The sequence below is a fragment of the Dactylosporangium maewongense genome (genome assembly GCF_039531485.1).
Lineage (GTDB): Bacteria > Actinomycetota > Actinomycetes > Mycobacteriales > Micromonosporaceae > Dactylosporangium > Dactylosporangium maewongense.
In genome coordinates this window covers 71,970-98,232 of record NZ_BAAAQD010000035.1, presented here as the reverse complement: position 1 = coordinate 98,232, position 26,263 = coordinate 71,970, and the positions used below count along the sequence as shown (strand labels likewise).

The window sequence follows — 26,263 nt, the reverse complement described above, 5'->3', positions numbered from 1 at the left end:
GCGTCATCGCCGGATCCGCCACCGAACCGATCGCCCGGATCAACTGATTCCGGGTCAACACCAACTCCCCCACCAGATTCATCAACTTGTCCAGCAGATCCACATCCACCCGGATCGACTGATCCGCGACACTCCGCTTCGACACCGCTTCGTCGGCCGCGACTTCCCCACCGCCCGGTCCACCGGGGGCTGCCGGCTTCGCGACGGACGCCGGCGCGGCGGCGGGGGGCGTGGGGGCCGCGGGGGCCGTGGGGGCCGCGGCGGCAGGGGCAGCGGCGGCAGGGGCAGGGGCAGGGGCGGCCGGGACGGCAGCGGGCGGCTCGGCGGCGGGAGGGGCGGCTGGGGCCTGTGGGGCTTGTGGGGCTTGTGAGGCTTGCGGCGTCGGTGGAATGGACACCACGGTGACCGGCTGCACCACGAGCACCTCGGCGGCCGGGGCGGCCGTCACGGGTTCGACGACGTCTCCGCTCACCGCGGTCGCTGGAGCGCTCCCGGGTACATCGGCAGCAGCGGCCGCCTGAGGAGCCGGGGCGGGCGTCGAGGGCGCGGAGCCGTCGGTGATGCAGGCGTTCACCGCGGCGATCACGCCCGTGTCGTCGCCCTCGAGCTCGCGGCCGTGCTCCTCGATCTCCGACAGCAGCCCGCGGACCGTGTCGACCATCCGCAGCAGGGCGTCGGTCGTCGAGGGGGTCATGCCCTGCGCACCGTCCCTGAGGCGGGACAGGAGCGACTCGCCGACGTGCGTCACCTTCTCCAGGCGGTTGAACGCCAGGAAACCCGAGGTGCCCTTGATCGTGTGGATCGTCCGGAAGATGGACGACAGGAGCTCGCGCGACCCCGGCGCCGCCTCCAGTGCCACCAGATCCCGGTCGAGCTGGTCCAGGTTCTCGTGCGACTCCACGAGGAATTCCTGGACGATGTCACCCAACTCGTCGCTCACTGCCACGCTCCCCTTCTCCGACGGCCCAATCGACCGCCGGAACGGGAACCTGAGAGCAAAACCACGCCCGAACGCCGCGGGGCACGTGGCGGGCCGCGACAAGGACATGAGGACCCGGCGCCGGTCCACAGTGGATCGTCGGCCCGATGGGGGTACCATTCGCCGCAGGTGTGCCGGGAAGTCTGGTCGGCGGACAGGATGAGTCTGCCCGCTGGAGGAGGCCCCCGATGGCACGTCGCACCGCACGGCGGCTGGACATGCTGCTGGAGTTCCTGCGCCTGGAGACGACCGGCGGCAGGCTGCTGCTCGTGGCGACCGGGCTCGCGCTGCTGTGGGCCAACCTGCCCGGCGGCACGTATGAGTGGTTCTGGTCGCTGCGCCCGCCGTCCTCGGCGCTGCTCGACGCGCTGCACCTGGACCTGCCGCTGGCGGGCTGGGTCACCGACGGGCTGCTGACCGTCTTCTTCTTCGTCGCCGGGCTGGAGGTCAAGCGCGAGCTGACCGTCGGGGAGCTCGCCGGCTGGCGGGCCGCGGCGCTGCCGGTCGTGGCGGCGCTCGGCGGGATGTTCGTGCCGGCGGTCGTCGCGATCGTCGTGTCCGGCGGCGCCGCCTCGCACGGCGGGGCGTGGGCGATCCCGGTCGCGACGGACATCGCGTTCGCGCTCGGGGTCCTGGCGCTCGCGGGCTCGGCCCTTCCGTCCGGGGTGCGCGTGCTGCTGCTGTCGCTCGCCGTCATCGACGACCTGGGCGCCATCACGCTCGTCGGGGTGTTGTTCGCGCACGACGTCCGGGTGTGGTGGCTGGCCGCCGGTTTGGCGTTGTGTCTGCTGTACGGGCTGCTGCACCGCCTCCGGTACGCCCCCGCCTGGCTCGTTGTGCCGGTCGCGGCCGGCGCGTGGGTGTGCGTGCAGGGCGGCGGCGTCCACGCCACCGTGACGGGCATCCTGCTCGGGTTGCTGACGCCGGTCCGGGCGGCCGCCGCGGACGCCGAGTCGCCCTGTGACAGGCTCCTGCACCGGCTGCACCCCGTCTCGGCCGGCGTGATCGTCCCGGTCTTCGCGCTCGCCGCCGCGGGCATCCCCCTCGCCGCGGCCGGTGACGTCATCGGTGACCCGCTCGCGCGGGGGGCCGCGGCCGGGCTGCTCATCGGCAAGCCGATCGGGATCATGCTCGGCGCGTGGCTGGCGGTGCGGGTCGGGCTCGGCGCGCTGCCGCCGTCGGTCCGCTGGGCTGACGTGCTGCCGGTCGCGATGCTCGGCGGGGTCGGCTACACGGTGAGCCTGCTGATCGCCCGCCTGTCGGTGCCCGGCGGCGGCGCCGACACGGCCGCGGCGGCGGTGCTCGGGGCCTCGATCGTCGCGGCGGTCCTGGCCACGGTCCTGGTCCGGTGGCGCGGCAACGCCCGGTCGTGACCGGCCGGAGAAATGGTGAGACCGGCATCCACGGGGGAAGACGCCGGTCTCGATAAAAACGATAAGGCTCACGAGCGCATTCCGCCAGCCGTGCGGGGGCTGATTCCCCCGGAACCGGTTACGGATCGCGGGATCGACAGGGGGAGGTACTGTGTCGGTCCGTTGACCCGGACCTAGGAGACTGATGTCGACGCTGCTCGTCGTCGGGCTCGGCCTGCTCGGGCTGGCGCTGCTGACCGTGGGCGCCGACCAGGCGGTGGTGGGCGCGAGCCGGCTCGCGACACTGCTGCGGGTCGCGCCGGTCATCGTCGGTGTCGTCGTGATCGGGCTGGGCACCAGCGCCCCCGAGTTCGTGGTGTCCGGCACCGCCGCGGTCCGCGACAACGCGGGCCTGGCGCTGGGCAACCTCGTCGGCTCCAACATCCTCAACGTGACCCTGGTCCTGGGGGTCGTCGCGGTCGTGTCGCCGGTGATGGTGCGCTCGTCGGTGCCGGTGCGGGAGGCGCCGCTGATGGCGGCCGCGGTCGCGGTGTTCGGCGCGTTCGCGCTGGTCGGGCTGAAGTTCGTCGCCGGGCTGCTGCTCGCCGTCCTCAGCGTCGGCGCGCTCGCCCTGCTGGTGCGGCTGTCCCGGGTACAGGACGGGGATCCGCTGCCCGAGGACGTGGCCGCGTTCGTGTCGCCGGTCCGGGCGCGCCGCTGGTGGGTCTTCTGGTCGCCGGGGCCCCGCCGGTGGTGGGTCGAGGCGCTGCGGACCGTCGCCGGGCTCGCCGCGACACTCGGCGGGGCGCAGCTGCTGGTCGACAACGCGGTCACGCTCGCGCACCGGTGGGGCGTCAGCGACCAGGTCATCGGCTTCACGCTGGTCGCGTTCGGCACGTCGCTGCCGGAGCTGATGACGTCGGTGCAGGCGCAGCGGCGCGGCGAGGGCGACCTCCTCGTCGGCAACCTGCTGGGCAGCAACATCTTCAACAGCCTGATCGGCGGCGCGGTCGTCGGTCTCGCCGCGGGCAGCTCGACGATCGCGCCGTTCGGGTTCGCCGCGGTCACCGCGATGGTGTTCGCCGCGGTCCTCGCGTGGCTGCTGCTGTGGCGGGGCAGCAGGATCACCCGCCCGGAGGCTTGCGTCCTGCTGGCGGCGTACGTGTGTGTCCTGCCACTGCTGATCTCCGCCAACCCGTGAGTTTCCGTTTGGCGGGACTGGGTACGCGACTCGAATGGGCGACGCGATGGTCCGGACACACCGCTCCGGAGACGTACTTGTGGTGGAAGTGTTGGGTCCTCTGGAAGCCGCGACGGTAGGCGCGCTGCGGTCCGTGGTCCTCGACACGATCGACGCCCACCGGCCGGCGGTGCTCACCGTCGACCTGCGGCGCGTCCCGTTCATGGACTCGATCGGCATCGGCACCCTGGTCGCGATCAACAACAAGGCCCGTGACGTCGGCGGCCGGATGGAGGTGCGCAGCCCGTCACCGTTCGTGCACCGGCTCCTTCAGGTCACCGGGCTGACGGAGCTGTTCGGGCTGCCCGACCTTCCCGTCGACGCCCCGGTCTCGGGCGCCGGCCTGATCCTTCCATCGTCCTAGGTCTTTCCGGTTCCGTTTCCGGCGTCGGTACCGGCGGCGCCGCCCACTTCGATCGCCGTCTTTGATCGGCGTCGGTGTCAGTACCGGTCGACGACGACGCTGGAGACGCCGGCGGTGTTGTCGATCTCGTACCTGTCGGCGGCGGCCGGGTCACCGCTGGAGAACGCGGCGCCGCCGGCCACGCCGTCGTGCCGGGTGCCGTCGAGCGTGACGCTGCCGGCGCCGCCGCCGGCGACGACCTTCACGGGCCCGCCCTGCGGCAGGTGGACGCGGAACGTGGAGGCGCCGCCGCTCATCCGCACGGGCACGACGCCCTTCGCGGCGGGCAGGGTCAGCTCGATGCTCGACACGCCCCCCACGTATTCGACGCCGCCGATCTCACGCAGCCCGCGCAGGTCCGCGGTGTTGCTCGTGGCACCGGCCGTGAACCGGACCGTCCAGCGGACGGCATGGTTGAGCTCGACGCTGACGACGCCCCTGTCGGCCTTGCCGTTTCCCGAGTCCCGCAGTTGCACGCCGACGCGGCCGTCGACGCTGGTGACGTTCGGGACCGTCCGGCCGTCGCCGGGCGTGCTCACCCGGAACAGCGTGTCGCCGAGGTCCGCGGCGGTGACCGTGACCGCGGTGGCCCCGCTGAGCAGGTCCAGGGTCGCCGGGTCACTGCCGGCGACGGGCGCGGTGACGGTGTGCTGCGCGCCGCCGCCCCGGGGATGCTGGATCCGCCAGATGAAGACCGTGACCGCGGCCAGCACCAGGATCGCGAGCAGGATCATCCCGCCGATGAGCCAGACGGTGCGTGGGGACGGCCCGGCGGCGTGCGCGGGGGCCGTGGCGCGGGGGCGGGAGACGGTCACCATGCCGATGTGGTCTCCGCGTCGGTGCGCATCGAAACGCGTCAGCGTCCTACTTCAAGACCGGGGCCGCCGCCACGGGGGAAGCGGCGGCCCCGGCGTCCTTGGGATGCAACGCAATGTACTCCCAACGTGAGCCACTGCACAGCCCCAAACCGTGCCGTCTTCCCACCTTCCGCGGAACTGTCCTATGTAGAGCGTCCGGCCGCACGCAACCGCACACAATCCCACAGCATCAGCCGATTCCTCAGCGGAGTGCCGCGGCGCGGCGGCCGGCCTCGGCCGGCGTGAGCAGTTCGCCGTCCAGCACGACGGCCCAGAAGGCGGACAGCGGGATCCGCTCGAACAGCGGCGAGCCGAGCCCGTCGAAGACCCGCTCCGGCGCCAGCTTCAGCGACGTGGTCACCACGATCGTGGGGATGCTCTGCGCGAGCGCCAGGGTGCCCTTGATGTTGAGCACCCGGGTGGGGCTGATCGCGTCGGCGCCGGCGATGCCGGTCACCGGCAGCAGTCCTTCGGTGCCGGGCGCGTCGACGGTGCCGGCGGGCAGCTGCGCCGCGACGGCCTTCACGAGGGCGCTGCTGGGGGCGGTGCGGGCCCAGCCGCCGCGCTGGTGCAGCAGGCGCGTCGCGGTGGCGACGCTCGCCTCGACGTCGCGGTCGAGCTGCTCTCGGATCGCCCGCAGCGCCGGTCCGGGGTCGTCAGCGTTCGCGGCGCGGGCGATGTGCCACATCGACGCGTACCCGGGCAGCAGGCCCGGCAGGGGCGCCACGACCGCACGCAGCGTGACCGGGTCGTGGACGAACTCGGCGAGGCCGTCGAGGACCTGCCGGGCCACGCCGGTCGCTCCGGACGTACGGTCCTGCACTGCCGCGGTGAGTAGCGGCGACAACGTTGGCGCGCTCATGAAACCGGTCTCCCCTGTCGAAAACGGACAACGACCCCAGATGGACCTCATGTATGAGACAGCCGGGGTCGATCTCCGTCAAGGTACAAACGAGCAAGAACCGGTCGGCGCTGCGGGTCTTTACCGACCAGCAATCGGCGTGTAATCCCGGGCGCCGTAACCGATGTAGACCTGGCGCGGGCGGCCGATCTTGGTCTCCGGGTCGTTGATCATCTCGCGCCACTGGGCGATCCAGCCGGGGAGCCGGCCGAGCGCGAAGAGGACGGTGAACATCGTGGTCGGGAAGCCCATCGCCTTGTAGATGAGGCCCGTGTAGAAGTCGACGTTCGGGTACAGCTTGCGGGAGACGAAGTACTCGTCGGAGAGCGCGATCTCCTCGAGCTGCATCGCCAGGTCCAGCAGCGGGTCGGGCTTCGCCATCCGGCCGAGGATCTCCTGCGCGGCCTTCTTCACCAGCGCGGCCCGCGGGTCGTAGTTCTTGTACACACGGTGACCGAACCCCATCAGGCGGGTGCTGGAGTCCTTCTTGTCCTTGACCCGGCTGACGAAGCTCGCGATGTCGCCGCCGTCGTTGTGGATCTGCTGGAGCATCTCCAGGACGGCCTGGTTGGCGCCGCCGTGCAGCGGGCCGAAGAGCGCGTTGACGCCGGCGGAGACGGAGGCGAAGAGGTTGGCCTGGCTGGAGCCGACGAGCCGGACCGTGGACGTCGAGCAGTTCTGCTCGTGGTCGGCGTGCAGCAGCAGGAGCATGTCGAGGACCTTGACCGCGACCGGGTCGATCTCGTACGGCGTCGCGGGGACGCCGAACGTCATCCGCAGGAAGTTCTCGACATAACCCAGGGAGTTGTCCGGGTACAGCATCGGCTGGCCGATCGCCTTCTTGTAGGCGTACGACGCGATGGTCGGGACCTTCGCCATCAGGCGGATCGTGGAGATCTCGACCTGCTCCGGGTCGAACGGGTTGAGGCTGTCCTGGTAGAACGTCGACAGCGCGCTCACCGCGGAGGACAGCACCGCCATCGGGTGCGCGTCGCGCGGGAACCCGTCGAAGAAGCGGCGCATCTCCTCGTGCAGCAGCGTGTGGTGCTGGATGCGGCCGGTGAACTCCTCCAGCTCGGCCGGCGTCGGCAGCTCGCCGTGAATGAGCAGGTAGGAGCTCTCCAGGAACGTCGAGCGCTCGGCGAGCTGCTCGATCGGATAACCCCGGTAGCGCAGGATGCCCTCGTCGCCGTCGATGTAGGTGATCGACGATACGCACGAGGCGGTGTTGACGAACCCGGTGTCGAGCGTGACCTGACCCGTGTCCTTGAGTAGTTTGGAGATCTCGAGACCCTCGGGCCCTTCCGTCGCCTTGCGTGCCGGCAGGTCGAGCTCGCCGTCCGGGTATGTGATCTTGTACTCACTCATGCGCGTCGTTCCCGTCTCGTCGAGCAGTCCGGCTCCTGGCCGCGGCCGCCATTGCCCGCGACCGGCGCTTATGGCGCCGACGCGCAGGATTCCAGATGCACCCGCCCCACGGTGAGGCGGGTCGCTCACGTGCGACATTTCCTACTCGTCAACCTCTTGACCAATCTTCCCACAGCCGTCGCGGACGCACTTCTCCGCGAGTTCCTCCGGCATGGGTGTTCGGCGGTCACCCCGCCTTGGTGGCCAATGGGAGCATGCGAAGAATCCTGCTGTCCGGCGGCGTGATCGCCGGCACGACGGCCGCGCTCGCCCTTCCCGGCGTCGCGTCGGCCGAAGGCGCCGGCTCGGTCACCCCGGACACGGTGAAGCCGGGCGGGAGCGTCACCTTCAGCACGGTCTGCCCAGACGGCGTGAAGTCCGCCGACGTCTCCGGCACCGTGCTCGGCCTGGCGGCCCGCATCCCGATGGAGGCGAGCAAGACGCCCGGTTCGTTCTCCGTCTCCGTCGACATCCCCGCGTCGATCTCCGCCGGCACGTTCAACGTCAGCATCGACTGCGGGGACGGCAGCTCTTCAGTGGTCAAGCTGATCGTGACGCCCACCGGCGGGGTGCCGACCGGCGGCGGGTCGACCGCGCGGGGCCCCAACCGCTCGCTGATGGCGGTCGGCGGCGGACTGCTGCTGGCCGGTGCCGCCGGGGCGCTGTTCCTGCGACGCCGCACGGTGTGAGGCACCGGCACCGGCCCCGGCACCTGCTCGTCAGGTCCAACGGCACCTGGCGCGGCGGCACCGCCGTGGGCGTCATCACCCTGGCCGTCGCGGGTGTCTCGCTCGTCGGCGCCGGCTACGGCGCGGGCCCGCCACCACCCGTCGTGGCGGCCTCCTCCGGTGCGGGCTCGGCCGGGATCGCGGGCGCCGCCGTGGCCGCGTCCACCCCGGTCAGGCTGCGCATCGGGGCGATCTCCGTCGAGGCCCCGGTCGAGCGGGTCGACGTCGACCGCGACGGCACGCTCATCCCGCCCTCCCTGCGCGAGGCGACGAAGGTCGGCTGGTACGAGCGGGGACCGACGCCCGGCGAGAACGGCAACTCCGTCATCGTCGGGCACGTCGACACCGCCGGCAGCGGGCCCGCGGTGTTCTTCCGGCTCGGCCTGCTCAAACCCGGCGACGCGATCGTCGTGGCGCGGCGCGACGGCTCGTCGGTCACGTTCGCCGTCGACGGCGTGCGGCTGTACTCCAAGCACGAGTTCCCCGCCGGCCTGGTCTACGGCCCGGCCACCCGCCCCCAGCTGCGGCTGATCACCTGCGGGGGCACGTTCGACCGGGCGACGAGCACCTACTCCGGCAACACCGTGATCACCGCGACGATGGTGTCGTGGCGAGCTGGTCCAGGGTGACGGCGTGGATCCGGCCGGCCGGCACCGACCGCTCCAGCAGCATGTTGCGCATGACCCCGACCGCGAGCGGCGAGCCGCACAGGTAGACGTCGTGCGACGTCCACTCGGCGAAGTCCACCACCACCTGCGGCAGGGATCCGCTGAGGTACGGGTGCGCCGGCCCCCTCGCCACCACCGGGTGCACGGTGGCGTGGGCGCAGGCCGCGGCGTGCTCACGCAGCGACTCCAGGTCGTACAGGTCGTCGCGGGTCGAAACCCCCCAGAACAGGTGGATGACCCGGTCGTCCTGGCGGGCCGCCAGCTCGTCCAGCAGCCCCTTCACCGGGGCGACGTGCACGTCCTCGGCGACGATCAGGATCGCCCGGCCGTGCTGCTCGATGACGAACTCCCCCTCGGCCCGGTGCAGGCGGACCGCGTCGCCGACCCGCGTGCCGTGCACGAGCGCGCCGGTGGCGTCGTCGCCGGGAGTCGCCTGCACGTGCAGCTCCAGCCGGTTGCCGTCGGCCGGCGGGGCGGAGATCCAGCAGGGCCGCCACGCGCCCGGCACCATCGGGTGCTCGATGACGGCGCGCTGCCCCGCCCGGGCCGGGTACGGCAGGTCGGTCGCCAGGCGCAGCACCGCCACGTCGTCGCGGCGCTGGTCGTGGGCGACGACGGTGGCCGTCCAGAACGGAGTGTCCTCCTGCTGCATCGCCTTTGCCTGGCGCAACCAGCCGACGACGAACCGCCAGGCCTCCCGCAGTGTGTCCGGGTCGTCGGTCTGCACCGCCTCGACCAGCGCCGCCTCGAACAGGTCCAGCTGGCGGCTGTGCGGCCCAATCAGCGCGTCGAGCGCCGGTGCCAGCTGCGCGAGCTGCGGCACCACGGCGCTGGGCTGGTCGAAGTGGTCCAGCAGCCACACGAAGCCGCGCCCGGCCGCGGCCTGGTCCGCCGCGATCGCGCTGTGCAGGACCGTGCGCTGCTCCTGGGGCACCTCGGCAAGCCGCGCGACGACCGACCGCACGTCGCGCACGCTCTCACGCAGCCTCTGCTGGAGCTGCGCGAGATAGCCCAGATCGCCGGGTTTCGGCCCTTCCGCCGGCGCGTCCTGTGCAAGACTGTCCTTTGGCTGATCTTGGTGACGCCTGGGCCGCGGTGACGCCGCCCGATCCTGGGCGGCCTGCTCCAGCTGGGCCTGTCGCCATGCCCAGAGCACTGTCAACGGTTCGCCGCCATGTCCGACCGGTCCTACGTGCGCCACGCTTCCAGTCTCCCGGGTTCCGCACGGGAACGCGGGGATATGTCGGAATTGGCAACACTTTGCCCAGCTCCAAAATGTCGTACCTCTTTCGTAGAGTGCGGTGCATGTCGTTGGATTTGCTCGAGCTGCTCCCCGCCGGCTGGCGGGACCTGATGAAGCCGCACCTGGATCTCGAGATCGTGCACAAGCTCGAAGCGTTCGTGGAGGCGGAGTATGCGGCCGGCCCCGTCTATCCCCCGCTGCCCGACCTCTTCACCGCCTTCCGGCTCTGTTCCCCGGAGGCCGCGCGGGTGCTGATCCTCGGCCAGGACCCCTACTTCAAGGAGGGCCAGGCTCACGGGCTCAGCTTCTCGGTGCGCCCCGGCGTGTCGATCCCCCCGTCGCTGCGCAACGTCTACAAGGAGCTCCGCGACGACCTCGGCGTCACCCCGCCCAGCAACGGTGACCTCACCGGCTGGGCGAGCGACGGCGTCCTGCTGCTCAACGCGGTGCTCACCGTCCGCGCCGGCAAGGCCGCCTCCCACGCCAACAAGGGCTGGGAGCACTTCACCGACGCCGCGATCGCCGCGCTCAACTCGATGCCCCGCCGGGTCGTGTTCGTCCTCTGGGGCGGCTATGCCCGCAAGAAGGCCGTCCTGGTCACCAACCCCCAGCACAAGGTCATCGAGGCCGGCCACCCCAGCCCGATGAACCCCGCCGGTTTCCTGGGCTCGAAGCCCTTCAGCCAGACCGACGCCGCGCTCGTCGAGGCCGGCCTGCCGCCGGTCCGCTGGGTCTGACCCCGCCGTGAAGGCCCTCGAGGGACCGTTGTGGCGGGCGCTGCTGGTCTTCCGCATCGCCGCGCTCGGTTATGCGGCCGTGCTGATGATCGGCAACTTCCGGCACTACTACTGGCCCCTCGGCGGCTGGCTGGTCCTGTCCGTCATGGCCGCCTGGACGGTGGTGAGCAGCCTCGCCTATGCGCGCCCCGAGCGCCGCGGCTGGCCGCTGCTCACCGCCGACCTGGCCGTCACCGCCTGCTGCCTGCTCTCCACCCGCTGGATCGTCCAGCCCGACGGCCTCGGCGTCGGCGCCCCCACCCTGCCGATGGCGTGGGTGGCGAGCCCGGTCGTCGCCTGGGCCATCTCCGGCGGCCGCCGCCGCGGCGCGATCGCCGCCCTGCTGATGAGCGTCGCCGACGTCGTCGTCCGCGACGGCTTCTCCCAGGCCACCGTCAACGGCCCCGTCCTCATGCTGCTGGCCGGCGTCGGCATCGGCCACATCGCGCGCCTCGCGATCGACGCCGAGGCCCGCCTGCAGCGCGCGACCGAGCTCGAGGCCGCGACCCGCGAGCGTGAGCGCCTCGCCCGCGGCATCCACGACTCCGTCCTGCAGGTCCTCGCCCTCCTCCAGCGCCGCGGCGCCGAGCTGGGCGGCGAGGCCGCCGAGCTGGGCCGCCTCGCCGGCGAGCAGGAGGCCACGCTCCGCGCCCTGGTCACGTCCAGCGGCCCCCTCCAGCACTCCACCGGCCGCTCCACACCGGCCTCCGGCCGCCGCCCGTTCCGCCTGTCCCGCGCCGCCTCGGTCTCCGCCGCCGGTCCTCCACCTCTCCGGGCCTCCCCTCCCGCTGCGACCGCCGCGGTGTCCACGGCTTCGGGCGGCGCGCGGGCAGCCGACGGTTCCGGCAGGTCGGGGGCGAGCGCCACCCGCGGCGCTTCTGGCTTCCTGGGCTGGCGCCGGCGGACGTCACAGTCCGCCGCCTCCCGCGCCGACACCGACCCGCCTTCCGCGGCCGCTGCTGGTTCCGACGCCACCGCTTCGGGCGGCGCGCAGGCGGTCGACGGTTCTGGCACGTCAGGGGCGAGTGCCACCCGCGGCGCTGGCGCCCCGGCCCTCCAGGCCCCCCATGGCACCGACGCCCAGCCACCCTCTGCGGCCGCCGCAAGCTCCGGCGCCACCGCGGTTCCCGCCGCTTCGGGCGGTGCGCGGGCAGTCGGCGGTTCCGGCAGGTCGGGGGCGAGCGCCACCCGCGGCGCCGCTGGGTTCCTGACCTGGCGCTGGCGGGCGTCACGGACCGCCGCGTCCCGCGCCGCCGGCTCCCGGGGCCTGCCCGGCTGGGACGACACCGGGCACGACCTGGTCGACCTGCGCACCCTGCTCGACCGTCACAACGCGACGGGCGTCAGCGTCGCCACCCCCGCCACCGAGGTCCTCCTCCCCGCCCCGGTCGCCGCCGAGGTGGCCGCGGCCGTCGCGGCGGCCGTCGACAACGTCCATCTCCACGCCGGCCCGGCCGCCAAGGCCTGGCTGCTGGTCGAGGAGCTCGACGACACCGTGACCATCACCATCCGCGACAACGGCCCAGGCATCCCCGACGGCCGCCTCGCCGAGGCCGAGCAGGCCGGCCGCCTGGGCGTCGCCCAGTCCATCCGCGGCCGCATCCGCGACCTGGGGGGCACCACCATCGTCACCAGCAGCCCCACCACCGGCACCGAGATCGAGCTCCAAGTCCCCCGCTGACGCCAACCCCGCGCCTGCCAGGACGCTCCCGCCTCTGAGCCGCACGCTGGTTCGCGGTTTCCCTGGCGACTCCCAAGCCCACAGCCAGCCCAGCGTCCGCACCGCAACAACAGACGCAGCGCCGAACTCACACCGCCGAGCAGGCCAGCCGTCTGGGCGCCGTCCAGTCCATCCGCAGCCGTATCCGCGACCCTGCGCGGAGCATTGTCAGCGTCTGCCCCATAGGACGCTCCGAAGGCGACCCGGTAACGCAAGACCTGATGCTGCGCCAGCTGTAGTCACGACAAAGCCGACGCTGCAGTGCTCCGCCGGCTCTGCGCCGCACCGACGCCGCCTCTTGCTCCGCCGTCTCGCTGAATGCCATCTCGTCCATCGCCGCCTCGCTGGGTGCCGCCTCCTGCCTCACGGCCGCGCCGGGCAGCATCCATCAACCTCGGTGGTGTTCGCACGGTTGCCGGGGTTTCCATGAACCCGAATGGTTGTGGCGGTCCTGGGTGGCAGGGAGCGGGCGGTTGGTCCGGTGGCGGGCCGATAGGGTGCTCGTGTGGACGCTGCGGGACGGCTTCGGGTCATGGTGGTGGATGACCATCCGATGTGGCGCGAGGGTGTCGCCCGGGATCTGGCCGAGGCGGGGTACGAGGTCGTCGCCGCGGTCGGGGAAGGGGCGCAGGCGATCCGGATCGCTGGGTCGGTGCGGCCCGACGTCGTGGTGCTCGACCTGCAGCTGCCCGACCTGTCCGGGGTGGAGGTCATCCAGGGGCTGCTCGCCTCGTGTCCCGAGGTGCGGATCCTGATGCTGTCGGCGAGCGGCGAGCAGCAGGACGTGCTCGACGCCGTCAAAGCCGGCGCCACCGGGTACCTGGTGAAGTCCGCGGCACGGGACGAGTTCCTCGCGGCGGTGCGCCGGACCGCTGAGGGTGACGCCGTGTTCACGCCCGGGCTGGCGGGGCTGGTGCTCGGCGAGTTCCGGCGGCTGGCCAGCGTGACGCGGGCCGAGGACCCGGACGCGCCGCGGCTGACCGAGCGTGAGACCGAGGTGCTGCGGCTCGTGGCCAAGGGCGTCACGTACAAGGAGATCGCCGAACGACTCGTGCTCTCGCACCGCACGGTGCAGAACCACGTGCAGAACACGCTCGGCAAGTTGCAGTTGCACAGTCGCGTCGACCTCGTGCGGTACGCGATCGAGCGAGGGCTGGACGAGTAGCGTCACACGCCGTAGATGTCCAGCAGGTAGTGGCCGAGGACGGTCTGCGTGCGCAGGTCGAGGACCAGGACCAGAAAGACGTTCGGGGTCTCACAGTTCACCAGGACGTGCTGCAGACCGCCGTTGGGCATCTGCCACGCGTAGTTGACGCTTCCTTCGCTGAAGTCGTGCCCGCCCAGGTCCTCCTCGGGGATCGCGTCGAAGTAGGGCCAGAAGTCGAAGGGCGGCTCGTCGTCCGGGCCGATCTGCTTCGGCTCGGGCTCCATCGTCGCCTTGTACTCAGCCTCGGTGAGCAACCGCATCCAGCCAGCATGCCCCGTCACACACCGGACAGGAAGATCCTGTTACTCAGACGGGGATGAGTAGGGCACCGGATACCCGCAACCACCTTGCGGCGTCATCCTGATCACCATGACGACGTACCCGTGCCCGTTCTGCGGCGGCCAGGCCGACCTTGACGCCGGCTGCTCCGGCTGCGGTCGCCCGCCGTTCCCCGACGCCGCGGAGGTGGTGCGGCTCGGCGCCCGGGCCGGCGAGCTGCTCGTCGAGGTCGAGGCGGCCCGCGCAGAGCTCGACGAGGCACGCTCCAAGTACCAGGCGGCGGTCCAGCGGCTGAACGCGGTGCGCGCACAGCGCAACATGCTTGCGGCACGGGTCAGCCAGGCGGTGGAGATGGCGCGCCGGGCACTCTCCGAGGCGGCAGCGGCGTCGGTACGGCCGATGCCCGCACCCCCGCAGCCGCCGATCCGCCCCGTGCTCGTGCCGGGCCCGGGCGGTCCGGCGGTCCACGGGCCGGCCGCGGTGCCCCCGGCCGCGGCGCCGGCGGCGGAGGCCAGCCCCCGCACGGTGCAGAACCTGCTGTTCATCCTCGGTGGCCTGCTGCTCGGCAGCGCGGCGATCGTGTTCGCGGCCGTCGCCTGGGCGAGCTTCGGGGTGCTGGGCCGGGCCGCGATCCTGGCGACGGTCACGGTCGTCACCCTCGCGGTGCCGCCGCTCGCGCTGGCGCGGGGGCTGCGGTCCACGGCCGAGACGTTCGCCGCGCTGGGGTTGCTGCTCGTGCTGCTGGACGGCTACGCCGCCTGGTACGTCAACCTCGCCGGACTCGCCGACACGACCACGCCGAGCACGTACGCGGGACTGGTCTTCGGGGTGACCGCCGTCGTCGCCGGCGGGTATGCGCTCGCAACCGGCTTGCGGGGTCCCCGCTTCGCGGCCCTCCTCGCGGTGCAGCCGGTGCTGCCGTTGCTGGCGGCCGACCGGTCCTTCGAGGCGACGGGCTGGACGCTCACGTTCGTCGCGGTGGCGGCGCTCGACGTGCTGCTCGCCCGGACGGTGGAGAAGGCCGCCTGGGTCGGCGCCGGGATCGCGGTCGCGACCGCCGCGCCGCTGGGACTGCTCGCACTGTCCACCGTGGATGGCGTGACCGGCGCGCTCGGCGCCGGCGGGGCGATGCTGGCCCTGGCCGCGGTCATCGTCGCCGCCGGCCTCGCCCACCGGACCACCGCGCACGTCGGCACCGCGGTGGCGGTCGGCATCGTCGCGCTCGTCGCGGTGCGGATCCTCGCGGAGGTGCTGCCGGACCACCGGGCCATCGCGTTCGCGTGCGTGCCGGTGCTGCTCGCGCTCGCCGCGACCGTGCTGCCCGCCCGGGTCCGTGCGGGCGCCCGGGTCGGCGCGTACGTCGTCGCCGGCACGACCGCGGTCCCCTACGCCTACGCCGCCCTGTTCGCCGCCGGCTCGGCCGTCGACGCGGCCCTGCCCGCCTGGCACGGCCCGGCGTCCACCCTGGCACGGATCTTCTCCTGGCAGGTGGCGGCCGCCCTGCTGCCCGTCGCCGCGGCCGTCTTCGTCCTCACCCGGTCCCGCCTGGTGGTCTGGCCGACGCTGGTGCTGCTCGCGTTGGCCGTCCCGGGCACGTTCGACGCCCCGCTGCCGGTGGTGTCCGTGCTCGACTTCGCGGTCCTGGCGGCCCTCACGGTCACCGCACTGCGCTGGTCCACCCGGCCCGCGCCTACGCCTGTGGTCGGACTCGCCGCCCCGTCGCCCGCAACACCCTTGCAGGAGCCGTCGCCCGTCGCCGACCGGGCGCGGACGGCAATCCCGGCCGGGTGGTGGGCGGCGACGGCGCTGCCGGTGGTGGCGGCACACGCGGTCCTCGTCGGGCTGGACACGCCCCTGGCGACGCTGCTCACCATGGCCGGGTTGACCGTGATCTGTGCGGTCTTCGCAGCGCGGAGCGGGTCGGCCAGGTTCGCAGCGCCGGGGATCACCATCGGGCTGGCGGGATTGCCGCTGCTCGCGGCCGCCGCGGTCCGGCTCGCCACCAACGGTGAGGCGTGGTCGGTGCCGGCGCCGATGTTCGGCGCGGCGGGCGGCCTGGCGCTGGCCACGGTCCTGGCCACCGTGGCCCTGGGCAGGTTCGCCCGGACCCGGAACGGAATGGGCACACCGCAGGGCACGCCCGCAGCACCGCACGGCGTGACCGGCACGGCGCAGGGCGGGATCAGCGCGGCGCAGGGCGAGGTCGGGGCAGCGCAGAGCGGGATCGGCGCAGTTCAGGGCGCGCCCGAGGCCCCGTTCGGCGGGATCGGCGCAGCGCAGGGCACGTCCGAGGCGCAGCACGGCGGGGTCGGTCCGGCGTACGGCGGGATCGGCGCGGGGCAGGGGACGACCGGGGTGGGACCGGACGGGTCGGGTGGGGTCGGCTGGGCGGGGGTGCTCGGGGTCGCGCTCGGGGGGCTGGGGGTGACGCTGGCCGCGGTCGGGTTGTCGGTGGCCGATGGGGGGCGGTTGCCGTTCGGGGTGTTCGCGGCCGGGGTGATCCTCGCGGTGTGGTTCGCGGCGACCGGCGCGGCCGGGTGGGGGCGGGTCCGCGACGGGGGTCCTGCCGCGGGAGGAACGGCGGGCGCATGGCTGGTGACAGCGGTGCTGCCCGGGGTCATCCCTGCGACGGTCGTGCTGATCGCGGTGGTGCCGGCGGTGTTCGAGACGTTGGTGCGGCCGTACCGGTGGCTCGGGGCCGTCTGGCAGGGGGCGCCCGGCGGCGTGGGGCTGGATCCGGGCGGGCGTTGGTGGGCCGGGGAGGCGCAGGCGTTCGGGCCGGGGCCTGCCGCGGCGGCGCTCGGGCTGGTGGCGGTGCTGGCGGTCCTCGTCGCCCGGCGGACCCGGACGGCCGTGTGGACGCTCGCGGGGGCACCCCTCACCATGGCCGTTGTCCTGGGGTGCCTGGCTGCCGAGGCGCCGTGGCCGGTGGTGCCCGCGGTGACGCTCGCGGGTGGGCTCGGCACGGCGCTTGCCGCGGCGCTGGTCAGGCCCGGTGCGCGGGCGATGCGGGTGAACGTGGGGGCGTTCACGTGCTGGTTCACGGCCGGGGCCGGGTTCGCCGGGTGTCTCGCGACGAGACCGGCCACCCTTGCCGCTCTGGCGGCCGTCCTGGTGACGGGCGCGGTCGTCGGCGTGGCGGGGCGGACCGCGGCGGCCAGGACGGCCGGCTGGCTGGTCGGTGCGGTCAGCGCCGGCTGGCTGGCGTTCGCCTCGGCCCGCGCGGCGGAGCTGCCGTTGCGATGGGCCGGCTACTGGGTCCTGCTCGCGGCCGCCGCCGTCCTCGCGGCGTCGGTGGTCGTCCGCCGGCTGCGCCCGGCCGCAACCGGCGTGCAGGACGGCGGCGCACAGGTCGTCCCTGGGCACGACGGCGCCTCACCGGCGGCCGCCTCGCAAACGGGAGCCGCGCAGGCCGAGGCCACGCACGCATGGACCCCGCCCTCAGCGCCCATGCACGAGGGGCCCACGCACGAAGGGGCCACGCAGGCAGGGATCGCGCAGACGGAAGCAGCGGCGGCAGGAGCAGCCGCAGCCGCCATCCACGCAGGGGCCGCACAGACGGAAGCCGTGCAAGCGGCACCGGCAGGCGCAGGAGCAGGAGCGGCGCAGGGCGGCTGGACCCAGGGCGGCGTCGGGCAGGTCCGGGACGGTCAGGGGCGGAACGCGCGGGCCTGGGAGGGGCTCGTGCTGGAGGTGGTCGCGCACGCCACGGCGGTGGTGGCGTTCCTGCTCACCAGCGGGGACCTCGCCGCGATGGCCGGGATCAGCAGCCTCTGGGGGCTCGCGCTCGGGCTGCGGGCGCTCACCGGCGGCCCCAGGGTCGCGTTCGCGGGGGTGGCCGGGGCGGCGCAGCTGGTCGCGTACTGGTTGGTGCTGGCCTCGAACGAGGTGGCGCTGCTGGAGGCGTACACGCTGCCGGCGGGCGCGGTCGCGGCGGGCGTCGGCTGGTACGCGACGCGGAAGCGGGCGGTGGTGGGACAGCGGCCGCTCGGGAGCTGGGTGGCGTTCGGGCCGGCGTTGCTCGCGGCGTTCGGGCCGAGCCTCGCGTCGGTGCTGGTGGTCGAGGGCGAACCCGTGCGGCGACTGCTGCTCGGGACCGGGGCGCTGGTCGTGGTCGTCGTGGGGGCGGTGCGGCGGCTCCAGGCGCCGGCCGTCACCGGCGGACTGGTGCTGACGGTCGTCGCGTTGCACGAGATCGCCGTGTACTGGGACCTGCTCCCCCGGTGGGCTCCGCTCGCCGTGGCCGGGCTGGTCCTGGTGGCCCTCGCGACGACGTACGAGCGACGCATCCGCGACGTGCGACGCATCCGCGACGCGGTGACCCGGATGCGCTGAACCCGCCCGGAGCCGCTGAAACCCGCCCGGATGCGCTGAAACCGGCGCAGAAGCGGCTGAAACCGAGTGGAACGTCAGACGGTGACGATCGTCTGGGTGCGGCGGGCCTGGTCCGCCGCGCTCAGAATCCCGGTGATGAGCGCCGCGTAGCGGACGTCGCACGGGTGCGGCGACCCCGCGGCCGCGGCGATCAGGGCCGTGACCGCGTGACCGAAGGCGTCGACGGGGGTGTCGGCGCCCCACGCGGGCAGCGTCAGGGCGCCGTGCTCGCCGAAGTACGAGAACCCGAACGACGTGGCGTCGGGGGCCGCGTCCAGGGTCAGCGACAGGGTGCTCGCGGCGCCGCTGTCGTGCCGGAGCAGGAGATGCACGGTGTCGTGGGGCCCGTCGGCGGCGCTGAGGTCGACGACGGGGCCGAGCAGCGGCAGGATCACCGAGAGGGCGTGCGGGCCGAGGTCCCAGAGCCCGCCGTGCTCCTTGCGCCAGGTCGAGCCCGCATAGGGGTTGCCGGGCTGGAAGATCGAGGCGTACATGGTGGCGTGCGCGGCGTACCAGCCGCCGAGCGCGGCGTTGTCGCGCAGGAACGCGTCGACCGCGGGGATGAAGCGGTTGGTGAAGAACACGACGGACGCGACCCCGGTCGCGTCGGCGGCCTCGACGACGGCGGCGGCGGACTCGACGGTCAGCGCGAGCGGCTTGTCGAGCAGGAGGTGCTTGCCGGCGCGGGCGGCCCGGGCGGCGAGGCTCGCCTGGATCTCGGGCGGGAGCGCGACCGCGACCGCGTCGACGTCGTCCAGGAGGGCGTCGACGTCGTCATACGCCTTGGCCCCGAACGGCTCGGCGAGCGCGGCGGCCTTCGACGGGGAGCGGCCCCAGACGCCGGCGAGCGTGGCGTCAGGATGCGCCGCCAGGGCCACCGCCTGTGTCTTCGCAGCCCAGTGTCCCGTGCCCAGCAAGCCGAATCGCATCGGGCCATTCTCCACGAACGCCGCCCCGCGACCGCACGAGCCCCCGGGAAGGCCTTGTCAGTTGTGCCGGTCGATCCAGGTGTCGATGCGGGCCCACCACTCGTACAGCCAGTCGACCCGCTGCTCGTCACCGGCCGGCACCTCGGCGGCGTCGACGGACCACCAGCGCATGGTGATGGTCAGGTCCAGGGGCAGGTGCCGCCACACGTCGCCGGCGGTGAGCAGCCTGTCCAGGCCGGTGTGCGCGACCCAGATGACCCCTGCCTCGGGGGCGGCGTCGAGGGCGGCGAGGGTCCCGCCGGGCCGGGGTGCGAGGACGTGCCGGAGGCGGGCGGCGCGCTCGGCCATCGCGTGCAGGCCGAGGTCGCGCAGGCGCTGGATGGCGCGTTCGCGGCGGGTCGGGGTGAAGTTGCCGCCCTCGGGGAAGAGGACGAGGGCGTCGTTGTCGTCGAGGCCGGTGGCGAGCCGGGCGACGTGCGACGGGTCGCCGCCGCCGTCGGTGAGGAACAGGTTGGGCAGCCGGTTGAGCATGACGTCGATGACGGGGTCCCACTGCAGGGTGTGCTTGAGGACGATGCGCGGCTCCCGGTCGAACCAGTTCATCAGCGCGTGGATGAGCAGGAACGAGTCGCCCGGCCCGGCGTGCCGGCAGAAGACGAGCTCCGGCCGGCCCGGTGCCGCCACGTCCGGGTCGGTGCCCACCACCGCGACCTTGACGCCGAGCGCCCAGCGCGCCTGGTCGTACAACACGTGCAGGAACCGCCCGGTGAGGACGTAGTGCATCCGTTGGAACCGCGGGCCGCGCAGCTTCCAGCCGAACCCGCTGCCGACCCAGAGCCCGAACAGGACGACCAGCGCGACGGCCTCCAGCAGCAGGTAGACGGCGAGCATCCAGGTGACCCGCAGCGCGCGCAGCCGTCCGGACCCGAACGGTGCGGCCAGCGCCGCGACCAGCAGCCACACCGGCATCGTGGCCAGGACCGCGACGATGACCGCGAGGAACACCGGGGCCAGGACGACGCGGCGCAGCCAGCGGGGCGGCATCATGACGACAGGTACGCGCGCGTCGCCTCATACGCGCGGTCGATGCGGGCCCGGGCCAGGGTCATGTTGCGGTAGGACAGCGGTGAGTCGTCGCGTGCGGAGCCGCCGCCGGTGGGGAGGACGTGGACGGTGACGCCGGGCGGCGCCTCGGCCACCTCGCGGGCGAAGCGGTGCCGGCGGGCGACCTCGAACGCGACCTGCGCAACCTCCCACGGCCGGCGCGGCGGGCGCAGCGGCCGTTCGATCCGGCCGACCTGCATGACGAACACGGTGCGGGCCCCCAGGATGACGGCGCGGCCGACCGGCACGGAGTTGACGATCCCGCCGTCGATGAAGTGCTCATCCCCGAGGTGGACGGGCGGCAGCAGCCCGGGCACGGCGGAACTCGCCAGGACCGCCTCGACGAGGGGTCCCTTGTCGAACCAGTGCTCGGCGGCGCGTTCGATGCTGGCGGCGCAGCACTGGAAGGGCACCGGCAGGTCGTCGAAGGTCGTGTCGGCGCCGAGCTCGCGGGTCAGCAGCCGGCGCAGCGGCGCCGGCGAGTGCAGGTGGGTCCGGCGGGCGAAGCGGCCCAGCTGGCGGGGCAGCGAGTCGCCGTAGACGGTGCGGGCCTCCGGCGACACCCACAGCTCGGTGAGGCGGTCGGCGACGCGCTCGTCCGGGGCGGCGGCGACGGCGGCGCCGTTGAACGCGCCGATGGAGGTGCCGACGACGAGGTCGGGGCGGATCCCGGCGTGCAGCAGCGCCCGGGCCATGCCGACCTCGACCGCGCCGAGCACGCCGCCGCCGCCGAAGACGAACCCGACAGGACCAGGGAAGCGCACGCCTCCGAACGTAACGCGAAGGCGCCGTGGCCGCAGAGGTCAGGCGCGGCCGGGCACGTACCGGGGCGGCGCCGACGTCGCGGAGCTCGCGGGGCGGCTGCCGGTCGGCTGCCCGGACGGGCGCGGACCGCCGCCGCCACCGAAGTCGTCCTCGCCCGGCGGCGGGGGCGGTGGCCGGTCGCCGTCGAACCCGCCGGGCGGTCCGCCCTCCGGTGGTCTCTCCGGCGGAACGCTGGCGGTGGGGCGGCTGCCGTTCTCCGGTGCCGGGACGAGGTCCGTGATCGGCGGGAGGACGGTGCCGCGCCGGCCCTCGGCGTAGCGGGTGTCGCAGGCGACGTCGTTGACGGAGAAGCTCGTCGGCATCGGCATCACGCCGTTGGCGCCGTTCATGCCGATGGTGACGGCCTTGCCGGGCGGGATGCCGATCTCGCCGGTGACGCGCACGCCGCCGCCGACCCGCTGCCAGCTGGCGACGCCGCCGTTGACGTGCGTGACCTCCTGCCCGCCGGGGAGCAGGAAGTGCAGCTGCCACGGTTTGACGGGCCGGTTGCCGGAGTTGGCGATGACGATCCGGGAGGCGAAGGCCTTGTCGACGTTCTCGACCGGCTCGGGCCGGCTGTAGTAGTCGATGCTGCACGCGGGCCGGGGCGCCCACGGCTTCCAGACGGCGAGCGCGCCGGCGCCGACGGCGAGGACCACCGCGGCGACCGAGCCGGCGAGGGCGCGGCGGCTGCGGCGCCGGGCCGCCCGCCGGCTGCGCGGGACCGTCACCTCCCGGCCGAAGGTCGGCTCGGGCGCCTCCCGGTGCCGTGGCACCGGGACCGCGGGCGCGTGGACCTCCTGCGTGGAGGAGCCGTCCTCCCCGGGTAGGACGACGTGGATGCCGGTGGCGGCGGCGAGGGTGCGGGCGACGTACGCCGCGGGTGGCCGCGTGTCGGGGTCCTTGGCGAGGCACTGCCCGACGAGCTGGGCGATGCCGGCCGGCAGGCCGGGGATGTCCGGCAGCGGGTGCGGCGGCTCGTACACGTGGTTGGCGATCATCTGCGTCGGCGTGTCCGCGTGCCACGGCAGCCGGTCGGTGAGGCACCGGTAGACGAGCAGGCCGACGGTGTAGACGTCGGTCGCGGGGATGACGCCGCCGCCGAGGAGCCGCTCCGGCGCGAGATAGGCGGGTGTACCGAAGACGGTGCCGTCCTCGTCGTCGGGGTCGAACGAGCCGGTGAGCCCGGCCACGCCGAAGTCGAGGATCTTCGCGCCGGCGGCGGTGAGCATGATGTTGCTGGGTTTGATGTCGCGGTGCACGACGTGGCGCTCGTGCGCGGCGGCGAGCCCGGCGGCGACCTGGGCGCAGATCTGGGTGGCGCGGCGCCACGACATCGGCCCGCTACGCAGCCGGTTGGACAGCAGCTCGCCCTCGAGGAGCTCCATGACGACGTACGGGCGGCGGCCGTGCCGGCCCGCGGCGAGGTCACCGGCCTCGCCGTAGTCGTGCACGGCGGTGATGTTGGGGTGCTGGAGGCGGGCGACGACCTGCGCCTCGGCCCGGATGCGCTCCCGGTTGCCGGGTTTGTTGGCGAGCTCCTCGGCGAGCAGCTTGATCGCCACGTCGCGGTCGAGCACGAGGTCCTGGGCCCGCCAGACGACCGCCATGCCCCCGGTCCCGACCGGCGCGATCAGCCGGTACCTGTTACCGAGGACCTCGTCAGCCGTCCCGCTCACCCAACCGCCGTCCTGATCGATTCCGGTCGCTGTACCCCAGGAACCCTAATCGCCATCCGGCTGCGGCGCGAGACCCCATATGCGAACAGCCCCGGCAAACTTCTCGCCGGGGCCGTTCAAGATGCGACTCAGATCGTCAGAAGGTTGCCGTCCGGCACGACGATCTGCGGCCGTCCGTGTTCGAGCACCGCGGCGGCCTGCCTCGCGGCGAAGCCGGGCGCCTCGGTGATGGCGGTGCGGTACACGTCGGCGGTGTCGGCCGCGATCGTGGACCAGCCGTACTTCTGGCCGACCATCGTGCGGGCCTTCTGGGCGACCCGGCGGGCGAAGGGCTCGTCGTCCAGCAGGGTGCCGACGGACGCGGCGAGCGCGTCCGGGGTCTTCGCCGGGAAGGTCACGCCGGTCTCGCCGGGCTGGACGATCTCGGCGAGGCCGCCGGTCGCCGCGACGGCGAGGGGCGCGCCGGCGGAGGCACCCTCGAGCGCCACCATGCCGAACGGCTCGTAGATGCTCGGCACGACGAGCGCGTCGGTGGCGGCCATGAGCGCGGGCAGCTCGCCCTCCCCCATGAAGCCGGCGAAGCTGACAGCGCGTTGCAGCCGCAGCCGCCGCACGTCCTCCTGGAGCTCCGCGCGGTGGGGACCGTCACCGGCGATGACGACCCGCAGGCCGTTGTGCCGGGCGCGCAGCTCGGGCAGGGCGGCGATGAGGTCCTGCACGCCCTTCTCGTACACCAGGCGGCCGGCGTAGCCGAGGAGTGGACCCTCGCCGGCGAAGCGGGCGCGGGCGGCGTTGACGGCGCGGGAGGGCGCCTTCCAGACGCTGGAGTCGACCCCGTTGGCGACGACCGAGACGCGGGCGGGCGCCAGGTCCAGCAGCCGGGTCACCTCCCAGCGCATGTACTCGGAGCAGACCACCACCCGGCAGGCCTCGTGGCCGAGCCACCACTCGACGGAGTGGATGCACTTGTTCATCTCGTCGGGCAGCCAGCCCTGGTGCCGGCCGGCCTCGGTGGCGTGGATGGTCGCGACCAGCGGCAGGTCGAGGCACTCCTTGAGGGTCACGGCGGTGTGCGTGACCAGCCAGTCGTGGGCGTGGATCAGGTCGTACTCCCCGGTGGCCGCGGCGCGCAGGGCGGCCCGGGTCAGGGTGTGGTTGAAGGCCATCGTCCACGCCAGCAGCGTGGAGGTCGCCAGGGGGAACAGCGGCGGGTCCTCCGCCGCGCGGACGACCCGGACGCCCTCGGCGTACTCCTCCAGGGGAGCGCCGGGCGCGTGCCGGGTCACGACGGTGACCTCGTGGCCCGCCGTCACCAGCGAGGTGGCGAGGGCGTGCACGTGCCTTCCCAGCCCGCCGACGACGACGGGTGGATACTCCCACGAGAGCATCAGAATTCTCATCGGTGTCGCCGCTTTGCCGATGGTCTGGTCCACGTGGCCGCCCCCACAGTCGAGTTGTCGATCAAAAACGCCCGCCCTGTTACCCACGCGCGCCAACGCTGACACACGCAAATCGGTCTCGCGTGTGACGCGGTGGGTGGGCTTGAGACTCATCCTGCCGGGCGAGGGTTACCAGGGAGGCAAATCTCATTTCTAGGGTGTAACGGTCAACCGACATTCCGTCGGACGCGCAGGCTCTCCGCGACCGACCAGGCCTGGAACGGGCATCCTGTCGCCCGGTGCGGCGCCTGTCCGTCCGCGGTCTCGCTGACCGAACCGACGCCCCATTCGTCCAGGTGTGCCTCGATACCGGCCAGCAGCTCCCGGTCGTCGCCCCCCGGAGCGTGCCTGACCGCGTCGACGTACGGGCCGATCAGCCAGGGCCACACGGTCCCCTGGTGGTAGGCGCGGTCCCGGTCGCCGGGCGACCCGCGGTGCGCGCCGGTGAAGGCCGGGTCGTCCGCCGCCAGGGAGCGCGGCCCGAGCGGCGTGAACAGGTCGGACAGCCGCGCCGGCACGGGCGTGCCGCGCAGCGGGGCGTGCGGCAGGCTCCAGGCGAGGAGCTGGTTGGGGCGGGTCGACGGGTCGTCGCCGCCGGGGCCGTCGACCACGTCGAACAGCGGCGCCGCGTCCTGCCCACCGGCGGGGTGCGGGATCCGGAAGCGTGCCCCGAAGCTGACCGTGGCCTGCTCGCGGAGGCGGCGCAGCCCGGTGGCGTCGCCGCCGAGCCGCTCCTTGAGCCCGGCGACGGCGGCGAGCCCGTTGATCCACAGCGCGTTCACCTCGACGGGCTTGCCGGCCCGCGGCGTGACGGGGACGCCGTCGACGCGGGCGTCCATCCAGGTGAGCGCGACGCCGGGGGCGCCCTGCGTGACGAGGCCGTCGGCGGGGTCGACCCGGATGCCGTAGCGGGTGCCCGCGACGTGCGCGGCGACCACCTGCTCCAGGCCCGGCAGGATCTCCCGGGCCAGGTCCTCGTCGCCGGTGGCGGTGACGTGCCGCTCGACGGCGTGCAGGAACCACAGGGTGCCGTCGACGGTGTTGTACTCCGTCTGCCCGGTGTCGGCGGTGTTGGCGAGCATGCCCTCGGACAGGGTGGCGGCGTAGGCGCGCAGCAGCTCGCGGCCCTCGTCGCACCAGCCGGTCGCCAGGAACAGCCCCTCGTAGCTGGTCATCGTGTCGCGGCCCCAGGTGCCGAACCACGGGTACCCGGCGACAACGTCCGGCGCGCCCTGCGCACCGGCGACGACGAACGCGTCGGCCGCCAGTACCAGAGCGGCATCCACCGCGTCGGAAGCGTCGTGCACCAGGGCACGGCCGCGCTCCTCCGCACGGTCGATGATCCGCTGTGCGCCGCGGGGCTGGCCGTCGCCGGCCCACGCCTCGACCTCGAGGGCCTCGCCGGGGCGCAGCTCGGCGCGGAACTGGCCGGCGAACCAGAGGTCCTCGGTCGCGTTGAGCCCGCGGGCGGCCTCCTCGCGGGCATAGGCACCCCGGTACCACTGACCGCCCGGCTCCCAGGAAGGGCCGTGCAGCCGGAACGCGCGCTCGACGACGGCACCGTCGCCGGATGACGCGACGACCGGCGGCGGACCGGAAGCACCCCGCTCGCCGTGGGCGTCGCGCCACGTGACGAGCGCCTTGAGTGTCAGTGTGACCGGGCCGGGCGCGCTCAGCAGCCGGTGCACGACGCCGACGTGCGGACTGCCGTGGACCATGGCGAGACCGCGCTCCAGGACGACCGGCCCGATCCGCCAGCGCCACCGCGGCAGGCCGTCGACGAGCTCGAAACGCTCCAGGAGGGTGTGGCCCTCGGGGCTGACGACACCGCCGTCCCACTCATGCGTGGCGAGCGACACAGTGGCGCCGGACGGCAGCGTCAGGACGGGGTCGAGCGCGGCGAGGCCGAGGTGCCGCCGGGCCGGCCGCCCGGGCTCGGCGACTACCAGAAGGCCGTGGTACCTGCGGGTTCGTAACCCGGAGACGGTGCCCATCGCGTAACCGCCGGTACCGTCAGGAACCAGCCACTCACGCTCCGCTCCTACCGACAAATCACCGCATACCTGCGCACCGAACACCACCATGGGCACAATCTTGGTGGCAAGGAGTGGCAGGACGCGAGTGACTCGCGACAGGATTATTGATCAAGGCAAGATTGGTGGACTGACAAAAGC

At 73.5% G+C, this 26,263-nt stretch carries 21 protein-coding genes; 9 read left to right on the top strand and 12 right to left on the bottom strand.

All coding sequences use genetic code 11. The features are described from left to right. The coding region (locus tag ABD332_RS51465; protein WP_344512961.1) for an Hpt domain-containing protein at positions 1 to 940 on the bottom strand (940 nt) is incomplete at its 3' end. A 227-nt stretch (positions 941 to 1,167) separates the two neighbouring features. Between ABD332_RS51465 and nhaA the strand changes: the two genes are divergently transcribed. The 3 genes from nhaA to ABD332_RS51450 all read left to right on the top strand — a co-directional run bounded on the left by nhaA (position 1,168) and on the right by ABD332_RS51450 (position 3,935). Further along, the gene (nhaA, locus tag ABD332_RS51460) at positions 1,168 to 2,352 is read left to right on the top strand and encodes a Na+/H+ antiporter NhaA (RefSeq protein WP_344512960.1); all 1,185 of its coding nucleotides are present in this window, start codon (positions 1,168 to 1,170) and stop codon (positions 2,350 to 2,352) included. Between the two features lie 184 nt (positions 2,353 to 2,536). Continuing rightward, entirely contained in the window at positions 2,537 to 3,532 is a 996-nt protein-coding gene (locus ABD332_RS51455) for a sodium:calcium antiporter (protein WP_344512958.1), read from the top strand. A gap of 34 nt (positions 3,533 to 3,566) precedes the next feature. Beyond that, positions 3,567 to 3,935, top strand: a complete 369-nt coding sequence (locus tag ABD332_RS51450) for an STAS domain-containing protein (protein WP_344512956.1) — start codon at positions 3,567 to 3,569, stop codon at positions 3,933 to 3,935. 77 nt (positions 3,936 to 4,012) lie between these two features. Here the strand turns inward: ABD332_RS51450 and ABD332_RS51445 are convergent, their stop codons facing one another. The 3 genes from ABD332_RS51445 to ABD332_RS51435 all read right to left on the bottom strand — a co-directional run bounded on the left by ABD332_RS51445 (position 4,013) and on the right by ABD332_RS51435 (position 7,100). Then, entirely contained in the window at positions 4,013 to 4,792 is a 780-nt protein-coding gene (locus ABD332_RS51445) for a hypothetical protein (protein WP_344512954.1), read from the bottom strand. Positions 4,793 to 5,033: 241 nt separating this feature from the next. Then, entirely contained in the window at positions 5,034 to 5,693 is a 660-nt protein-coding gene (locus tag ABD332_RS51440) for a hypothetical protein (RefSeq protein ID WP_344512952.1), read from the bottom strand. 120 nt (positions 5,694 to 5,813) lie between these two features. Beyond that, positions 5,814 to 7,100, bottom strand: coding sequence for a citrate synthase (locus ABD332_RS51435; RefSeq protein ID WP_344512950.1), 1,287 nt, complete (start codon positions 7,098 to 7,100; stop codon positions 5,814 to 5,816). Positions 7,101 to 7,354: 254 nt separating this feature from the next. On the opposite strand from ABD332_RS51435, the gene ABD332_RS51430 reads away from it, so the two are divergent. Together ABD332_RS51430 and ABD332_RS51425 are read left to right on the top strand one after the other, a co-directional pair. After that, positions 7,355 to 7,828 (top strand): hypothetical protein, encoded by a 474-nt coding sequence (locus ABD332_RS51430; protein ID WP_344512948.1) that lies wholly within the window; start codon positions 7,355 to 7,357, stop codon positions 7,826 to 7,828. Beyond that, positions 7,825 to 8,496, top strand: coding sequence for a class F sortase (locus ABD332_RS51425; protein ID WP_344512946.1), 672 nt, complete (start codon positions 7,825 to 7,827; stop codon positions 8,494 to 8,496). The genes ABD332_RS51430 and ABD332_RS51425 overlap by 4 nt, the downstream gene beginning before the upstream one ends. Here ABD332_RS51425 and ABD332_RS51420 read toward each other — a convergent pair. After that, positions 8,456 to 9,508: a ferredoxin reductase domain-containing protein gene (locus tag ABD332_RS51420; RefSeq protein WP_344512944.1), complete on the bottom strand. Its 1,053-nt coding sequence runs from the start codon at positions 9,506 to 9,508 to the stop codon at positions 8,456 to 8,458. The two genes, ABD332_RS51425 and ABD332_RS51420, sit on opposite strands and share 41 nt — an antisense overlap. Positions 9,509 to 9,840: 332 nt before the next feature. Between ABD332_RS51420 and ung the strand changes: the two genes are divergently transcribed. The 3 genes from ung to ABD332_RS51405 all read left to right on the top strand — a co-directional run bounded on the left by ung (position 9,841) and on the right by ABD332_RS51405 (position 13,439). Next, a complete protein-coding gene (ung, locus tag ABD332_RS51415) occupies positions 9,841 to 10,515 on the top strand; it encodes a uracil-DNA glycosylase (RefSeq protein WP_344512942.1) in 675 nt (224 codons plus the stop codon). Positions 10,516 to 10,522: 7 nt separating this feature from the next. After that, on the top strand, positions 10,523 to 12,235 hold the full coding sequence (locus tag ABD332_RS51410; protein WP_344512940.1) for a DUF5931 domain-containing protein: 1,713 nt from the start codon (positions 10,523 to 10,525) through the stop codon (positions 12,233 to 12,235). Between the two features lie 571 nt (positions 12,236 to 12,806). After that, positions 12,807 to 13,439 (top strand): response regulator, encoded by a 633-nt coding sequence (locus ABD332_RS51405; protein WP_344512967.1) that lies wholly within the window; start codon positions 12,807 to 12,809, stop codon positions 13,437 to 13,439. A gap of 2 nt (positions 13,440 to 13,441) precedes the next feature. Here ABD332_RS51405 and ABD332_RS51400 read toward each other — a convergent pair whose 3' ends face one another. Continuing rightward, positions 13,442 to 13,741, bottom strand: a complete 300-nt coding sequence (locus ABD332_RS51400; RefSeq protein ID WP_344512938.1) for a hypothetical protein — start codon at positions 13,739 to 13,741, stop codon at positions 13,442 to 13,444. Between the two features lie 109 nt (positions 13,742 to 13,850). Between ABD332_RS51400 and ABD332_RS51395 the strand changes: the two genes are divergently transcribed. Further along, positions 13,851 to 18,095, top strand: a complete 4,245-nt coding sequence (locus ABD332_RS51395; protein ID WP_344512936.1) for an SCO7613 C-terminal domain-containing membrane protein — start codon at positions 13,851 to 13,853, stop codon at positions 18,093 to 18,095. Between the two features lie 74 nt (positions 18,096 to 18,169). Here the strand turns inward: ABD332_RS51395 and ABD332_RS51390 are convergent, their stop codons facing one another. The 6 genes from ABD332_RS51390 to ABD332_RS51365 all read right to left on the bottom strand — a co-directional run bounded on the left by ABD332_RS51390 (position 18,170) and on the right by ABD332_RS51365 (position 26,173). Then, on the bottom strand, positions 18,170 to 19,063 hold the full coding sequence (locus ABD332_RS51390) for a Gfo/Idh/MocA family protein (protein ID WP_344512934.1): 894 nt from the start codon (positions 19,061 to 19,063) through the stop codon (positions 18,170 to 18,172). 57 nt (positions 19,064 to 19,120) lie between these two features. Then, positions 19,121 to 20,107: a 1-acyl-sn-glycerol-3-phosphate acyltransferase gene (locus ABD332_RS51385; RefSeq protein ID WP_344512965.1), complete on the bottom strand. Its 987-nt coding sequence runs from the start codon at positions 20,105 to 20,107 to the stop codon at positions 19,121 to 19,123. Next, complete coding sequence (locus tag ABD332_RS51380; protein WP_344512932.1) at positions 20,107 to 20,931, bottom strand: patatin-like phospholipase family protein; 825 nt, start codon at positions 20,929 to 20,931, stop codon at positions 20,107 to 20,109. Before ABD332_RS51380 ends, ABD332_RS51385 begins: the two co-directional genes overlap by 1 nt. 39 nt (positions 20,932 to 20,970) lie before the next feature. After that, on the bottom strand, positions 20,971 to 22,650 hold the full coding sequence (locus tag ABD332_RS51375; protein ID WP_344512930.1) for a serine/threonine-protein kinase: 1,680 nt from the start codon (positions 22,648 to 22,650) through the stop codon (positions 20,971 to 20,973). Between the two features lie 128 nt (positions 22,651 to 22,778). Further along, the gene (locus ABD332_RS51370; protein WP_344512929.1) at positions 22,779 to 24,050 is read right to left on the bottom strand and encodes a glycosyltransferase family 4 protein; all 1,272 of its coding nucleotides are present in this window, start codon (positions 24,048 to 24,050) and stop codon (positions 22,779 to 22,781) included. Positions 24,051 to 24,256: 206 nt separating this feature from the next. Further along, positions 24,257 to 26,173, bottom strand: a complete 1,917-nt coding sequence (locus ABD332_RS51365; RefSeq protein ID WP_425552421.1) for an amylo-alpha-1,6-glucosidase — start codon at positions 26,171 to 26,173, stop codon at positions 24,257 to 24,259. Between the last annotated feature and the right edge of the window lie 90 nt (positions 26,174 to 26,263).

What these genes read in the sequence shown, in the direction of transcription:
- nhaA (WP_344512960.1), top strand. Translation starts at nt 1,168, where the DNA reads ATGGCACGTCGCACCGCACGGCGGCTGGACATGCTGCTGGAGTTCCTG.
- ABD332_RS51455 (WP_344512958.1), top strand. Translation starts at nt 2,537, where the DNA reads ATGTCGACGCTGCTCGTCGTCGGGCTCGGCCTGCTCGGGCTGGCGCTG.
- ABD332_RS51450 (WP_344512956.1), top strand. Translation starts at nt 3,567, where the DNA reads ATGGGCGACGCGATGGTCCGGACACACCGCTCCGGAGACGTACTTGTG.
- ABD332_RS51445 (WP_344512954.1), bottom strand. Translation starts at nt 4,792, where the DNA reads ATGGTGACCGTCTCCCGCCCCCGCGCCACGGCCCCCGCGCACGCCGCC.
- ABD332_RS51440 (WP_344512952.1), bottom strand. Translation starts at nt 5,693, where the DNA reads ATGAGCGCGCCAACGTTGTCGCCGCTACTCACCGCGGCAGTGCAGGAC.
- ABD332_RS51435 (WP_344512950.1), bottom strand. Translation starts at nt 7,100, where the DNA reads ATGAGTGAGTACAAGATCACATACCCGGACGGCGAGCTCGACCTGCCG.
- ABD332_RS51430 (WP_344512948.1), top strand. Translation starts at nt 7,355, where the DNA reads ATGCGAAGAATCCTGCTGTCCGGCGGCGTGATCGCCGGCACGACGGCC.
- ung (WP_344512942.1), top strand. Translation starts at nt 9,841, where the DNA reads ATGTCGTTGGATTTGCTCGAGCTGCTCCCCGCCGGCTGGCGGGACCTG.
- ABD332_RS51405 (WP_344512967.1), top strand. Translation starts at nt 12,807, where the DNA reads ATGGTGGTGGATGACCATCCGATGTGGCGCGAGGGTGTCGCCCGGGAT.
- ABD332_RS51400 (WP_344512938.1), bottom strand. Translation starts at nt 13,741, where the DNA reads ATGCGGTTGCTCACCGAGGCTGAGTACAAGGCGACGATGGAGCCCGAG.
- ABD332_RS51395 (WP_344512936.1), top strand. Translation starts at nt 13,851, where the DNA reads ATGACGACGTACCCGTGCCCGTTCTGCGGCGGCCAGGCCGACCTTGAC.
- ABD332_RS51390 (WP_344512934.1), bottom strand. Translation starts at nt 19,063, where the DNA reads ATGCGATTCGGCTTGCTGGGCACGGGACACTGGGCTGCGAAGACACAG.
- ABD332_RS51385 (WP_344512965.1), bottom strand. Translation starts at nt 20,107, where the DNA reads ATGCCGCCCCGCTGGCTGCGCCGCGTCGTCCTGGCCCCGGTGTTCCTC.
- ABD332_RS51370 (WP_344512929.1), bottom strand. Translation starts at nt 24,050, where the DNA reads ATGAGAATTCTGATGCTCTCGTGGGAGTATCCACCCGTCGTCGTCGGC.
- ABD332_RS51365 (WP_425552421.1), bottom strand. Translation starts at nt 26,173, where the DNA reads ATGGTGGTGTTCGGTGCGCAGGTATGCGGTGATTTGTCGGTAGGAGCG.